Here is a 16,932-nt window from a genome sequence, read left to right on the forward strand (position 1 = left end):
TTATTGTCAAGATTGGATCGATAGTCTCGAATCCAATCTCAAGGTCAGTGTGAGATGATGAAAATATCTGTTGTTGTCCCTTTTTACAATCCGCCTCTTCATCTCTTTGCTGAGTGCTTGCGCGCACTCAAAAAGCTAAACCCCTATGAGGTGATATTGGTTGATGATTGTTCATCCGATACTCATGCTGTTCAGATGGCACAAGCATCAGGATTCATCTATCTTAAAACACCGTATCAATCAGGATTTGACGGATTGCCAGAAAATCTTGGTGTTCGGTATGCAACAGGAGAATATATTTGTCGTGTCGATGCGGATGATGTGTTGCTAGAGTTGCCGGAGAGCATAGAAAGCGATATTCATTTTGGACGATTAACCCGAGTCAAATCCCCTGAGGGAATCACTATTGAAGAACTAATTCTCGCACCAAGAGCAATCAGCAATGGGTTAGTAGCAAAAAAAGAGATATTTACGCGCTATCCAAGAGCGGAGGATGGGAATGTGTACGGAGATGTCCTCTTTGCATTGAGGATACTGCATAATCAACACACCTATAGCGTCCATCTAAATGTCAACTATATCTATCATAAACACCCCACTTCAATACAAAATTCTAAGTCCAATTTTCATAACCGGCTTCGTCATATCCAAACAGTAGCGAGATTTTGCCAGTTAGAAAATATCGAGCCTACTCAAGCGATACGCTATTTGGAGATGGCGATGATGAATGTACGATATGGAAGTGGAAGTTTGAAGCGGGTGATGAAAAAAAAGAGGAAGGTAAATCATGAATAACTACATCAGTGTCTATGACGATATTCTTAGCCTGCGCTACTGCCAAGATCTGATCGATAGATTCGAATCCAATCCTCAATGTCATCATAATGTGCGCAATACGCATGATGAGTGGCAAATGCGCTTCACCCAAATCAATCTGTATCAGCATGACATTTTTCGTGATGACGTTATAGCGCTTACTCAATTATTTCGTGAAGCAATAGAGCGTTATAAAGCCGATAACGGTATCGAACCGCATCAATGGCCTAGTGACTATACATTTGAGCAGATACGGATGAAACGCTACCAGAGCGGCGGAGACGACCGATTCGATCATCATGTGGATGTTACAAATCACGATTCTGCTAGACGGTTTTTGGTGGTCTTTTTCTATCTCAATGACGACTTTGAAGGGGGTGAGACCGATTTTCCGCAACTGGGGATCATGGCAAAGCCTAAACCGGGGAGGTTGATTATGTTTCCTCCAATGTGGGCATGGTGGCATAGAGCCAAACCTATAGTGAGAGGGAGTCCGAAATATATCGTTGGGACGTTGTTGCATTACAAATGAAATCAATACAAAGGGAAATCATGAAAAAAATCCACAGAAAGGCGGCATAAATGGCATATATAGAATCGTTTTTTTACTACTGGCTGTTTGTTTTAATAGGGGGAATAGTCATCTATGCTTTTCTCTTTGTTATAGGAGGGATGATTCGAGGGGTATTGCATCTTCGACATTCGACAAACGAAAAGCTTCTGAGCTTTTTAAGTATCAAAAAAAGTCTGAAAATCTTTGCCCCTCTGTATATCTTTTCGTTCGGTTTTTTCTATATCGATAAGGCGAGTGATTATCTATGGGAAGATAGAGCTTATAAAGAGGCAAAAGCTTATGCGATTGCGGGGGAATATGTTTTTCTTTTAAAAGCTGGGTTATTGCAGTTTGTTTATCCAAATAATTCACTTTTACAACCATTAAATATGGTGGAATCGTTTGTTCTGACAAAAACAGATGAGCATATTCCCGCAACCGATGCAGAACGCCAGATTTGGAAGTACAAATTTCACTTAATCGATTATGCCGGAACAATGTTCGCTCCGATCACGGATGAATCCAAAGCAAGAGAGTTGGATTTTACCAACCCTGCGGCGTCAATGAAACCTGAGTTATTGAACACTTTAGATGAAATATATAGTGCCATGGACATTTTAAGTAAAGCACCGATGAAGGACAAAGAGTTTGATCGGATAGATCGATATTTGGTGATCGCATCGATGGCTCCGTATTATAAAGAATATATTTTATACAGAGCCGAACTAAATTCTGATACCAATGATCGCCGTTATTATGAGAAAAAATGGGAAAAGTTCTACGGAGATGACGTATTAAAGAATAATTTTATGCACTATCTGGCTATCTTGGATCAAACGCATGATGCAATGACAAAAGATAAAGAACTTGCACAAGTGTTTGAAGAACATCCCCGCATCAAGGCTTCTTACTACTGGGGTGCAGTCAGAGGGTACGTGGCATGGAGTAATCTTCAAACAGATGAAGATGATGTTTATCCCTGCAAAAATCCTAACTTTTTGAAGTTTGTAGATTACTACAAAGAATATACCGACTGGGCATATAGAACCTCAAATAGTTCATTTCAATCACTTTCACGACGAGAGAAGAAAAATTATGACTTCAAAATTGAAAATCAGGAACATCCTTATTATGTAGCTAAATATATATGCAAAATCCCTTTTGAATATATGGCAGTAGGAGAAGCTTGTATAGAAGAGAGATATCGAGTAGAAAGCTTTAGTAGTTCAATGGAGATGAGTGCGAATATAAAACATATTCGTGAATTGCAACAAAAACAAACCCAAGGAGTAAACAATGGCAGATAATATTACGGAAATCGCACAATCACACCCGACGGAGCGTGCGCAGGTTGAGAGTGGACTGGCTGAATGGATGCAGGAGAACGGTAAATCTGTACCAGAGTATTATACGATGATAGTGAATGCTATCACTGCATTAGCTGTAGAGTATGGAGTCAATGCAGATAATCTAGTAAAAGGGCATCAAATTACATTTTTTGCTTTTAATACTGGATTGGGGGTTTCTGCATCAAGTATTATTAACTACGGTGTCTCAAACGACCCATGGCCAAAAGCATTGGCAAAGGCAGTAGCGGGAGTTTCATGGGATGCTATATCGTTTGCATTCGGAGGTCTCGGACTAAAAGGTGCGGCGAATGTTGCGATAAGCACCGGAGCAGGTAATACTCTTTCCAATATCGCCGATAAAGGTTACGATATTATATGGGGTCCTGATTATGAAGTAGAAAAGACTGATGGTACCAATGGAACAATCACTAATATCTCCGTAGATTATACATTGGCAGATGCACTGCTTATTCCCGATAAATTAAAAGAGTTTTTAAAAGCAAAAGCGATTATCGGCGATTGGATTTTGACAGATAGGAATGGGAAAAAATTAGAATATTTTGAAAACAGCAATACATATATTCTTAGAAACACCTCTTTCGAAACTGCCCGAACTTCCAAACTGATCGATGGATTATTCGTCTACGACAGTTACGGAACACTGCCGATGAACGTCAAGTTTTCCGATACGCAGACCCTTGCACTCAAACCGCTCTTTTTTGATAACTCCGTCCTCGAATCTTTAGCAAAATCAGACGGTCGAGTGATGAAGGCACTCAATGATCTCAACTCATTCTACATCGACAGTCCTACTGCGGCAAAAGATGACCCACAAAACTATTCGGTTAAATATATAAAAGACCGCGCACTATTATTGTACGTACATAACTGGAAAGCAAAAAATGAGCAAGAACATTATAAAGAAATTTTGGACTCATTGTACGATCCCGAAGCGGCTATTCGTGAATTTTTGAGAGGTCAAAAAACGTATATTATCGATCATAAAAATAATGTCGAATACGGTGTTAGTTTCCTCGGAATGAAAGACGGTAGTCACAGAGTAATCGAATTTGGTTCTAGCGGAGCTGATGATGATTTTGAATATACGGACAACAATGACAACCTTTATGGAATGGATGGAAATGACGACATCAATGGAGGAAGTGGAAAAGATTGGTTAGAAGGCGGCAAAGGGGGTGATACCCTCAAAGGTGGAGCAGGTAACGACATACTAGTAGGAAGTACCAATAGTATCTACGATGACGGAGCAAGCGATACTCTCGAAGGGGGAGCTGATTTTGATACCTACTTCGCAAATAACTCCGATGTCATCAAAGACTCCGACGGTAAAGGATTAGTAAAATTCGACGGTATTGATTTAACCGGTAAAAAGTATAAAAACAAAGATACTGGACGTTACGAAGATGATGACTACATCTATAACGGCGATCCAAAAACCAAAGGAACCCTAACCGTCACAGCGAAAAATGGCTCAAAAACCATCACCATCCAAGAATGGAGTAACAAAGAGCTCGGCATCGAACTGAGCGACACCAGAGACATCGATGTAAGCATCACCAAATCCGCATCCGCCATGGAAGGAAACTCAGGAAAACGAAGCCTCTCCTTTGCCGTCACCCTATCACGTGCACTCGAAGACGGAGAAACATTAAAAGTATCGGTTTCTTCTACCGATGAAGGAAGCTATACCTTTACAAGCGGAGAGAAAAGCCACACCTTCACCCACTCGTGGTACGGCGATACAAAAGATGAAGGAGCGATAGACCATATAGCAACCCTCACCCCGACTACGAGCTACAGCGGTCCCTATAGCGGTGTCAAGGTCAAAGTCCTAAACAGCGGTACAGCAACCGTATACGACGATGATGAAGAACCACGCCACGACCCACTGGCTCTCGATATGAATATGGACGGCTTCATCTCCACCACGGCACTAGAGACTTCAGGAACCTATTTCGATATTACCGGAGATGGATTAAAAGAGAGAGTAGGGTGGATTAGCCCAGTTGATGCACTCCTCACCTACGATAAAAATGAAAACGCTCAAATCGACGGAATCGACGAAGTATTCGGTAACGCCAATGAAAGCGGATTCGAAGAGCTCAAACGCACCATCGATTCCAACCATGACAACAAGATCGACCGACGCGATGAACTCTTCGCCCAACTCCAAGTATGGAACGATCTCAACCAAGACGGAGAAGCACAAGCAGGAGAGCTCCAAAGCCTAAGCGAAGCAGGGATCACTAGTATCGATTTAAACTACGTCTCGACCAATATTAACGTCAACGGTAACCTCCTGAGTGATGCGAGCAAATACACCGATACAACAGGTACCAAAGAACTCGCCGCCGATATCCAACTCGCTACCGATGCCAAAGATACCAAAGTAGATATAAATGATATTCCTGATTTCACCATTGACCCGATCACCAACCTCCTCCCACAACTACGAGGAAGTGGACTGGTATATGACAGTTTCATCCGTTACAACATGGATCCGGAGTTTAAGGCGATAGCGGTAGAGATGAGCAAAGATACCGCAACCATTGCGACAGATTTCGATACCTTCATCGAACACTACAGCGGCTATACCGCCTACGTCAACCAACTCCGTGAGAAATACAGCCAAGATACGTTTGAAATGGTCGAAGCGGATAAACATGCATGGATCGTCGAACGCTTCGAAGCGACCAATACCAACACTGCTCAAATAGAATCGTATTACAACACTAACCTTAATAGCGGAAGAATCCCGACTACGGCAAAAATATCCAATGCGACGATGGAGATGAAATACCAATCATTAGCGGATAAAATCGAAAGTACATTTGCGATGCAGTCGGTGTATGGGGAGGTGTTCAGCGATACCCGCTACGATCTAAATACCCAAAGTTTCATCATCGATGATGCGATCGCGATGAACTCAAAAATCACCGAGTATTTCAACAGCACTACCCACACGATCGAGGAAAAACTCTATCTAGCCAAAGTGATGCAGATGCAGCAGGGGGGATTGGTCTACGATATCGACACTCTCGTTCAAAGTATCGATAACGACATCGTCCAATCACTGGTCTCCGACATCTATACGGGAACAGCGCTCAGTGCATTTGAAACCAAAGAGAGCTATACCACCGATGGTATCATCATTGCGACCGATGTAGACGAACTCATCACCCTCTCCGATAGTGACACGAAGATCCTCCTGCGTGAGGGTAACGATCAGCTAAACTCCGGAAAAGGAAATAATATCTTCTACTACCGCAGAGGGGATGGAAGCGACACGATAGCAGACCGTGGGGGAGTTGATTCTCTGATATTTGATGAGGGGATTACCCGAGAAAGTGTCGAGATTCGGTTGAACCGAAACAGCGATCTCGTTATCGCCCTCAAAGAGGAGGGGAAATCGTTCGATGAACTCACCGATAAAATCACCATCATCGATTGGATGAAACCGACCAACCGTGTCGAGGGAATCGTGTTTGGCGATGGCAGTACGATGAAGTTTCAAGATGTATTTGAACTCTTTCAAGCAACCGACGGGGTAGAGGTGATCCAGCTCAGCTCAGGAAACGACATCATCGATGCCAAAGGGGGCAACGACGTCATCCAAGCATTGGGTGGAAATGATACACTGATAGGCGGTAGAGGAGATGACCGATTAGAGGGGGGATTAGGAAACGACTCCTATATCTACTTCAGAGGAGATGGCAAAGATACTATTATCGACAGCGGCGATCACGATACGCTACAGTTCGGCGAGGGGGTAACAATCGATGATCTGATGGTCAAATTCGTCGGTAATGATCTCCTCATCGCCCTCAAAGAGGAGGGGGTAGCATTCGATCAACTCAGTGATGTTATTACTCTCAAAAACTATAAAAACGGTGACAACACTATCGAAGCGATCTATCTGGATGGGTATGAAATCGTCGATATCGATGAGCTGCTTAATGCACCTACCGAGTTCGATGATATCCTGATACTCAGCAACGATGATCACACTATCGATTTGCTAGAAGGAAACGATACTCTCGTGACAGGAGAAGGAAACGATGCCGTGAGTGGTAACGGCGGGAATGATACGATCATGTCCTATGGCGGGAACGATACGCTGATCGGCAATAGCGGCAATGATACGCTAGAGGGGGGATTGGGTGATGACACCTATGTGTTTAATCGCGGTGATGGCAAAGATACGATCTATGACGACTACAGCTACGGATACCAAAACACCCAAAAGGACAACGCCGGAAACGATACGCTCCGTTTTGGTGAGGGGATTAGTGCAGATGATATCGTTACGAAGTATTTCGGACAGGATCTTCTGATCGCTCTCAAAGAGGGAGACAAGCCGTTTGAAGAACTCAGTGATGTCGTCACGATCAAAAATTATCTCGATGACAACAACAAGATAGAGCGGATTGTTTTAAGCGACGAGAGTGAAATCGTGATCGATACCAAAACGCAATTTGGCACCCAGGGGATGGATAAAATCCATCTCGAAAATACCACCGATTCAGTAACAATTCAGGCTCTCGGTTCGCCGGATTTTGTCTATACAGGTAGTGGAGATGATTATATAGATGGCGGTGGCAGTGCAGATGATCTGTATGGTGGAGCAGGTAACGATATATTGGTAGGGGGCAGTGAATCTGATTTTCTTGCAGGCGGAAGTGGTGATGATATCTATGTGTACAACCGTGGGGATTCTGGGGAGCAAGGCGACATTATTTTTGATGATAATCGACCGGGATCTAATGATACTAGAGCCGGCACTCAATATTATATGTGGCAATCAGTACTTAAGATGAAATCGAGCAGTACTCTTCAAACAGAGGGAGGTAACGATACTATTAAATTCGGGGAAGGTATTAGTGCGAGTGATATCTCATTTCACCGAGGTGGTCCGGGAGCAACAACGGCAGCTTCTAGTTCTTTTTACCCTGGAAGTGATACTTTAATCATTACCATTGCAAACGGTGGTGGTCAGATAATTATACTAGAGTATTTCAATCAATACAACAGTATCGAAAATTTTATTCTTTCAGACGGTACGGCTGTGGAGGTTCCGAATTTTGAAATTCCGGTTGTTCCAGTAGTGCCTGTCATTACTTCTACCGGTAATGATACCTATGCGTTTAGCCGATCGGATGCTCCTCTCACAATCATTGACCAAGGCGGTAGTGATACGCTTAGCTTTGGAGAGGGGATTACATCAGGGGATATTGTTGGTAAGCAGATAGGAAACGATTTTATCATCGCTCTAAAAGAAGACGGGAAAACATTTAATGAACTCTCTCAAAAAGTGATCATCCAAAATTATAACAATACTGCAAATCGGGTAGAAACGATAGCATTTACCGATGGTACCTCAATAGCGACGGAAAGTCTCAAAGTAGCCACGGGAGATGATGATCTATTGGTATTTGGCAATGAGAGCAAAACGATCGATGGATTAGGCGGAAATGATATATTGACAACCGGAAACGGGGATGATACCCTCATCGGAGGGATAGGCAATGATACTCTAAACGGTGGTAATGGGAATGATACGTATGTTTTCAATCGCGGTGACGGCAAAGACATGATCAATGAATCTTACGGCAACGATACATTGAGATTTGGCGAAGGGATTGGAGCGGATGATATAGAAGCGAAATTCATAGGTCAAACTATCGTGATCGGACTAAAAGAAAACGCTATAGCGTTCGAATCGTGGAGTGATACGATTACGATCAATTCAAACAACGTAGAAAACATCGTATTAAGTGACGGGACGAAAGTTTCTCTTGGCACTATATTGACCCGACCGACAGGCAATGACGATACTCTCAATTTTGGGAATTTACGTGAGGCAATTACCATCGACGCCTTAGCAGGCAACGATACAGTATCAACCGGTACCGGAAATGATACGCTAAAAGGTGGAGCTGGAAACGATACCCTAGATGGCGGGGCAGGGGATGATACATATCTCTTTAATCGCGGTGATGGGCGAGATACGATAACGTATTCGTATGGAAATGATACGCTCCTGTTTGGGGCAGGGGTCACAGCCGATGAGATAGAGGCACGATTTGTCGGCTCCGATTTAGTTGTGGCGATCAAAGAAAGCGGGGTAGCTTTCGAGACATTGAGCGATAAGATCACGATTCAAAATAACTTTATCACTAAAATCATGCTTAGTGACGCTACAGAACTATCACTCGATGATATGTGGTCACGACCGACACAGGGTGATGACGTTCTCGATTATACCTATACAGACAGTGCAATAACGGTTGATGGATTAGGAGGAAACGATACGATCACCACAAGCAGTGGTAATGATACCCTCATCGGCGGAAGCGGTAACGATACACTCAATAGCGGTTTTGGAAGTGACACCCTAAACGGAGGAATTGGAAACGATGCGTTAAATGGCGATGCAGGCGATGATACGTATGTATTTAATCGTGGGGACGGCAAAGATGCACTAAATGACAATTATTATTCGTGGAACAATGCTGGCAATGACACGTTAACACTTGGTGAGGGTATTATCAAAAGTGATCTACTTTTCAAACAAGAGGGCTATAGCCTAACTATTGCTCTTAGAGAAGAGGGTAAAACATTTGATGAAGTGAGCGACAAAATCCACATTAGCGATTGGTTCAAAGTCAATAATAATATCGAAACGATCCAGTTTAGCGATGGGACGATGATGTCGGCATCCGAGATTGCCGGTATGGTACTAAGCACCGAGAGCGACACGTTATACAGTAACCACGGTGCGGAGATGTTTGGCGGATTGGGTGATGATACCTATGTCTATAAAAAAGACGATTTCACCGTGGTTATCAATGACCAATTTGCTAATAAAGAGATTGCTGTCAACGCAGGGAACGATACGCTCAAATTTGACGATATCAATCGTAATCAGGTTACGATTGGAGTCAAGGGGAACGATCTGATCCTCAAAGTCGATGCCGTCCATGAGACCTATACCGAGCTCAAAGATTACGTTGTTATACGCAATTGGAAAAATCCAAATCAGGGAATTGAACAAATCGTTTTTAGTGACGGTGAAGTCCTAACCATCGATAAAACAGCAAGCTATCCGGCATTGGAATTTAATGAAAACTGGATCACAAGCAGATACTACATTTATGGTAGTGAAAACAACGCGATCCAAGGAAGTGAGTTTAGTGAAGTGATCGAAAGCGGAGCCGGTAATGATACAGTGATGGCTCTTGGAGGGAATGATTATCTCACGGGCGGTATCGGTGATGATACATTAAACGGCGGTGCCGGAAACGACACCTATGTATTTTCTATCGGAGATGGTAAAGATACAATAACAGATACTAGCGGTTTGGATACTATCAAGTTCGGTTCAGGTATTACCCGATCAAATATTGCCATTACAAAAGTCAATAATGATTTGGTGATGACGCTTGGTGCTAACGATCAACTGACACTTAAAGAGTGGTTTAATGAAGCGACGATCGATAATCGGGTAGAGGTGATGGTGCTAGAGAATGAGGGCGAAATATCGATTGCCGATTTTATCATCACACCGACGGAAGGGAACGATGATTTAGAATACGGAGATGAGAAAAACCGTATCAATGCACTTGGAGGAGATGATATCATCCATATCGGCGGTGGAAACGATACCCTCATGGGCAATGGTGGAAACGATCGTCTTTATGGTGAAGAGGGCGATGATCTCATCGGTGGAGATCAGGGAAGTGACGTTCTCTACGGTGCGGACGGAAACGATACCTATCTGTTCGGCAGAGGAGATGGAAATGATACGATCATCGAAGATGATTTTACGAACTGGGGTCAAAGCGGAAATGATACTCTCAAATTCAAAGAAGGGATTAGTGCGGATGATCTGATTCTCGTCCAAAGTGGAGATGATCTGATTGTAGCACTCAAAGAACCAGGTAAGACGTTTGCTGAACTGACCGATAAAATTACATTGAAAAAATGGTCTTTGTATGATGAGGCGAATTCACGCGATCTCAGCCGAACCTATTATGCGATCGAAAATTTCAGTTTTAGTGATGGGACGACATGGGGTATGAGCGATATTATCGCCCATATCGGTAGTGACGCGGATGAGAGCATAATCGGGTTTAATGAAGCCGATACGTTAGAAGGTCAAAAAGGCAATGATATTCTACAAGGGCATTTAGGTGACGATACCTATGTTTTCAACCGTGGAGACGGACAGGATATCATTTACGACTATGGCCGAAAAGGGGAGAACTACAGTTATTACGATGCCGGAAACGATACTCTAAAATTTGGTACGGAAATCGGTGAAGCTGATTTGATTTTTGGAAAAGATAATAACGATGTTATCATCTACATTAAAGATGTTGATGGTTCTATCTCCGATATAAGCGATAAGATTGTTCTCAAAGATTGGTTTATTGCGAACAATCGAATCGAAAAGATGGTGTTATCTGATGGTACACCAATCGATTATATCAAATATTTGAGTGTTGAACCCACGTCCGGCGATGATAAACTGATTTATGGCAACAGCGATAATTATATAGATGCACTAGAGGGTGATGATATAGTCGTAGCTCTAGGTGGCAACAATATCATCGATGGAAACAGAGGCAATGATAATATCAAGACCGAAGACGGAACGGATATTCTAATCGGAGGAGAGGGTAACGATACTTTGGACGCCGGTGCGGGAGATGACACACTCGAAGGGGGCAGTGGAGATGACACTTACATCTTCAATCGTGGAGACGGTTTAGATACGATTAGTGATAGTGAGGGATATGATACTCTCAGCTTTGGAGCAGAGATTACTTCGGATGATCTAGTATTGTTCCAAGATGGAAACAATCTTATCATTGCGCTGAAAGAAGATGGCGTAGAGATTGCCGAACTGAGCGATAAAATCACCATTACCAATTGGTTGGAGGTAAGTACACGATTAGAGTTTATTGCATTCAACGATGGGATTGCGCTAGATGTTTCCAATATGATGAGCATGACGGGGACGGATGGTGATGATACCATCAAAGGTATTGAACTCGATGATGCCATCTATGGTGGAGTCGGTAACGATAAACTTTCCGGTGGTATAGGTAATGATAGCTTAGAGGGCGGAGATGGAAATGATACCTACATCTTTAACCGTGGGGATGGACACGATACAATCTATGATGCCATCGGAAATGATCAGCTCAAATTTGGTGAAGGGGTTAGTGTAGATGATCTGTGGGTTAAACAAGATGGATATGATCTTATTGTAGCACTCAAAGAAACAGGTGTAGATTTTGAGAATCTTGAGGACAAAGTCATTTTAACGAATTGGTTTGATGCAGAAAATAGAGTAGAGACTCTTGCATTTGACAACGGAGTAGTCTTAACGACAAGTAATATCATCGAGATGCTGCCTAGTGATGATAGTGATGGAATAAATGTACCAGATGATGTAGCTATTAATATCCATCTCAAAGAGGGTGATGATACTATCGAAGCAGGTTCGCAAAACGATACCCTTTATGGAGATGGAGGCAATGACATCTTATATGGTGGTAATGGCAATGATACCTTAGATGGCGGGGAAGGTAATGATGCTTTAGTTGGAGGAGCGGGTAATGATACCTACATCTTCAATCGTGGAGATGGGCAGGATCAGATAGTTGACATTTCAGGTATTGATACTTTGTCTTTTGGAGAAAATATAACTATTGATGACCTTGTAGTTGAACAAAATGGATATCAAATTCGTATCGGGCTAAAAGAAGATGGAAAAGATTTTTCAACACTTTCAGATGTTATAACAATTGAAAACATGTTATTAAGTGAATATCAGATTGATAACTTCTCATTCGCTGATGGAACAACTTATACAGTTCAACAAGCCTATGAATTGCTATATGGAAATAATCAAAATAATGATTATTATGGGGATTCTTATTACGGCGGCAATGGAAACGATACATTTTACGGTGGAAGTGGAAATGATGTCATGTTTGGTGAATATGGGGATGATACACTAATCGGAAATCAAGGAGATGATGGTCTATACGGTGGATATGGAAACGATACCTATATTTTCAATAGAGGTGATGGTCATGATACTATATATGATGATGACTATAGTTATAATTATAGTTATTATGGAGATAAATTTGATACGATACGATTCGGAGAAGGTATCACTAAAGAGGATTTAATAGTAGTAGATCAATTTGACGGTGAGCAACACAATCTCATCATTGCTCTTAAAGAAGACGGCATTGATTTTGATAATCTTCAAGATAAAATAACTATTTACAGTTGGTCATATAATACTATAGAGCGAATTCAATTGGCTGATGGAAGTATTTTATTGACTAATGACATTATCGCTCTGCAAGCAACCAATCAAGACGATACAATTGCCGGTACAAACTATGATGATATTTTAAATGGAGGGATAGGAGATGATCTACTGTATGGAGTAGATGGTAATGATACTTTATATGGGGGTGAAGGAAACGATATTTTATATGGAGATTTTTCTTATCTTGACAGCAGTGGTGCCGTTGATATATTAGTAGGTGGTACCGGAAATGATGAACTTTATGGTGGGCATGGGGATGATACCTATGTTTTTAATCGAGGCGACGGACATGATGTTGTTGAAGATTACGGATCGATGTATGATAGTGCATTAGGAGATGTTATTGAGTTTGGTGAAGGTATTGGTATCGGTGATCTAAATCTATATATAACGGAAAGTGGTTTAATGATCGAAATACATGATCCGATGATTGAAGGTTTAGTAAACGATTCAATATTAATTCGTGGATGGGGAAATCAAGATTATTACATAATAGAAACAATGCGTTTTGCTGATGGAAATGAGTACAACATTCAAGATTACTTTACTGGATATGCTACCCCTATCGTATTAGATCTGAACCACAACGGTATTACTTCAACCAGTCTTGAGACGTCGAATGCTTATTTTGATTATAACGGCGACGGTAATCGTGAACATACCGGATGGGCAGAAAAAGACGACGTCATGCTGGTCACCGATCTTAACCAAGACGGTATCATCAATGACGGTAGCGAACATTTCGGTAATTTTACAAGACTTTCCGATGGAACACTCGCTAAAAATGGCTACGAGGCATTAGCTCAGTACGACAGTAACAGTGATGGCGTAATCGATAATCGTGATGAAGCATTCGGTAATCTGCTCTTATGGAAAGATGCGAATCAGAACGGTAAAACCGAAGAGGGTGAATTAACCAACATTCAAACCAGCGGAATTCTCGCATTGCATCTCAATACTACAAACGGTATTACGTTTGAACAAACCACCGAGAATGGCAACATTGTACTCAATGAAACCAATTACGTCACCCTTGGCAATACCGGAATTATGAGAGACGTGGGCTTTGCTTATGATCCGTTTGACACGATCACCAATAATGATACCTTGTCAAAAGAGTATTATGGCAATATTCTCATCGGTGGAGATGGGGATGATACCAACCTCTTTAACCTTGGAGATGGAAAAATAACCATTGACGATCAAGGGGACGGGGCTGATTCGATCAAATTTGGAACCGATATTTCAAAAGAACAATTGATAGTTAAATGGATAAGCGGCAGTGATGATCTACTGATCGGGATTCGAGATGGTATCGATGATAATCACGCACTTTCATCGTTGGAAAATCAGATTCTAATTAAGGACATCTTTAATAACAGCGGTTCGATAGAGACGATAGAATTTAATGATTCCACAACGTTGAGTAAAAGCGAGTTGTACGATATCTTGCTCGATACCCGTGAAGCTAAAAACTTAACGGCCAGAGTACTAGAGAATGACGGCACACTCATCGGCGGCAATTTTAACGATGTTTTATACGGAGCAAATGGACAGGAGTTGCTTGACGGTGGTGCCGGCAACGATTATCTCAAAGGTTTGGATGATGATGATTATTTGATCGGCGGAGAGGGAAGTGATACTCTTCAAGGCGGTACAGGAAATGATACCCTAGATGGAGGCAACGGAAATGATGTTTATCTCTATAATAAAGGGGACGGACGTGATGTAATTACGGATTTCGGCGGGGTAGATAGCATTATGTTCGGCGAAGATATCTCTTCCCAAGACATTGTACTTTCCTTGGATGAGAATGATCTACTGATTACGTTTGGATACGATTCCGATATACCTGCACAAAGTCGTGACTCTATCCATATTGCGAATTTCGATCTTAAAGGGTTTGCATTAGAATCTTTTGAGTTTGCCAATGGAGAGAGTATTCTTGTTGCTAGTTTACTCAATCAAGTCCCCGAGGCACCAGCCGAGATCAGCAATACCCTTCAGGATATCCGTATTCTAAGCGGCGTAGTCGGAGCTACGGACGTAGACGGTGATATTCTTACTTATACCATCAGTACCCAAGTCTCTCATGGAACACTGAGTGTCGATATAAACGGCGCATGGAGCTATGCTGTTACGGATGGCTATATGGGTACGGATAGTGCAGTCATCATGATCGACGACGCTCAGGGAGGAGTGATTACCCAGATTCTAAATTTCGATATAAAAGTTTCTGCTCCAACCTTGTCTGATAGTACTTCGGATCTTCTTGAAGACACTGGCTCCAATGGAGTGTTCAACGTCACTAACCCGATCGGTGGAGTATTGGTCTATGAAATCCTCAATGCTTCGAGTAAAGGAGCGTTCAGTATCAACGAAGCAGGGGAGTGGAACTATGTCCCTGATGCCGATCTCAACGGTTCGGACAGCGTCACCATAAAAGTAACCAACGCCTACGGACTTAGCACCACTGCAACCCTCAACCTCGTCATCGAAGCGGTAAACGACGCACCGATCCTAACCGAGACGCCATCTCCTATTACCTTGGATGCGAGTACATCAACGACTGGAGCCATCAAAGCCTCCGACGTCGATGGCGATCTCCTCTCCTACCGTATCACTAGCACACCTGAACACGGAACACTCACTCTCAATGAGAACGGAGAGTGGAGCTACAACGCAGAGCGTTACTACGCCGGAGAGTCCAGTGCTACGATCAGCATCGATGACGGACACGGTGAAAGTATCACGACGACACTCAACTTTACCAACCTAATGACGCCGGACTGGCACTACACCTATAGTGGTCAAAGTATGAGTATCAACGACAATGACGGAGTAGATGTTCTGCTTATGAGTGATATCTCGATGGCTAACCTCACCTTCCTCCAAGAAGGAAATAACCTCCGTATCGATGTCAAAGATAAAAATGATATTATCCTAGAGGATTACTTCACATCACCGACGAAAGGGGTAGAAAGTATTCAAACGGCAGAGGAAAATATCAACCTATCCAAAGAAAAAATCGGAACCAGCGGAAATTTCTTTAGTATTGGTTGGGGAAGCACTAAAGCTGATCTTCTTGTCGGAAATAACAATTCTGATGTTCTTTTCGGCGGAGCGGGCAATGATACCCTCTTCGGTAATGGAGGGAATGATACGCTCAATGGACAAGAGGGTAATGATCTCTTAATCGGTGGCGAAGGAAATGATAACCTTCTCGGAGGCGATAATGATGATATCCTCTATGGTGATAACGGTAACGATGCCCTAAACGGCGATGAAGGCAATGATAAACTCTTTGGCGGTAAAGGTAACGATACTCTTCTCGGCGGGAACGGTAATGATCTTTTAAACGGAGGGGAAGGTATGAACACCCTGAGCGGAGGATCAGGAAATGACACCTATCTCATGACCAAAGGCTCTAATAACACTACGATTGATGAGAATGTTTTTGGTTTCAATCTATTCGGTCGCTGGTTCGGGCAAGACGGCGGGAACGATACCGTCAAATTCAGTGAAGGTATTACCAAAGACGATATCAGCTTCTTTATGAAAGGAAACGACCTCTTGCTCCAATACGGAGAGAATGAGTTTATTACGATCAATAACCAAAAGAGTGAAGGCAACCAAATCGAGAAGTTCGAGCTCAGTGACGGCAGTTACCTCAGTAATACCGATATCGATCAAATCGTTCAACAGATCAATGCCTACAGCAAAGATCACGGATTCCATCTCAAAGACAATAGCCAGATTCAGAATAACGAAGCACTGATGAACATCATTGTTAGTGGGTGGCATCAATAATCTCTCCTTATTGGAGAGACTTCTAA

The 16,932-nt window shown here is 42.5% G+C and carries 4 protein-coding genes; all 4 read left to right on the forward strand.

The genetic code is table 11. The features are described from left to right. The first annotated feature begins 54 nt into the window (after positions 1-54). From PHI47_RS10725 to PHI47_RS10740, 4 genes are read left to right on the forward strand one after another with little or no spacing between them, the layout of a single operon-like run. Complete coding sequence (locus tag PHI47_RS10725; protein ID WP_299937023.1) at positions 55-795, forward strand: glycosyltransferase family A protein; 741 nt, start codon at positions 55-57, stop codon at positions 793-795. Then, positions 788-1,348: a 2OG-Fe(II) oxygenase gene (locus tag PHI47_RS10730; protein WP_299937026.1), complete on the forward strand. Its 561-nt coding sequence runs from the start codon at positions 788-790 to the stop codon at positions 1,346-1,348. Before PHI47_RS10725 ends, PHI47_RS10730 begins: the two co-directional genes overlap by 8 nt. A gap of 50 nt (positions 1,349-1,398) precedes the next feature. Continuing rightward, positions 1,399-2,676 (forward strand): hypothetical protein, encoded by a 1,278-nt coding sequence (locus tag PHI47_RS10735; protein WP_299937029.1) that lies wholly within the window; start codon positions 1,399-1,401, stop codon positions 2,674-2,676. Continuing rightward, on the forward strand, positions 2,666-16,906 hold the full coding sequence (locus PHI47_RS10740; RefSeq protein ID WP_299937032.1) for a calcium-binding protein: 14,241 nt from the start codon (positions 2,666-2,668) through the stop codon (positions 16,904-16,906). Before PHI47_RS10735 ends, PHI47_RS10740 begins: the two co-directional genes overlap by 11 nt. Positions 16,907-16,932: the final 26 nt, after the last annotated feature.

The organism is Sulfuricurvum sp., from assembly GCF_028713855.1.
Classification (GTDB): Bacteria; Campylobacterota; Campylobacteria; order Campylobacterales; family Sulfurimonadaceae; genus Sulfuricurvum.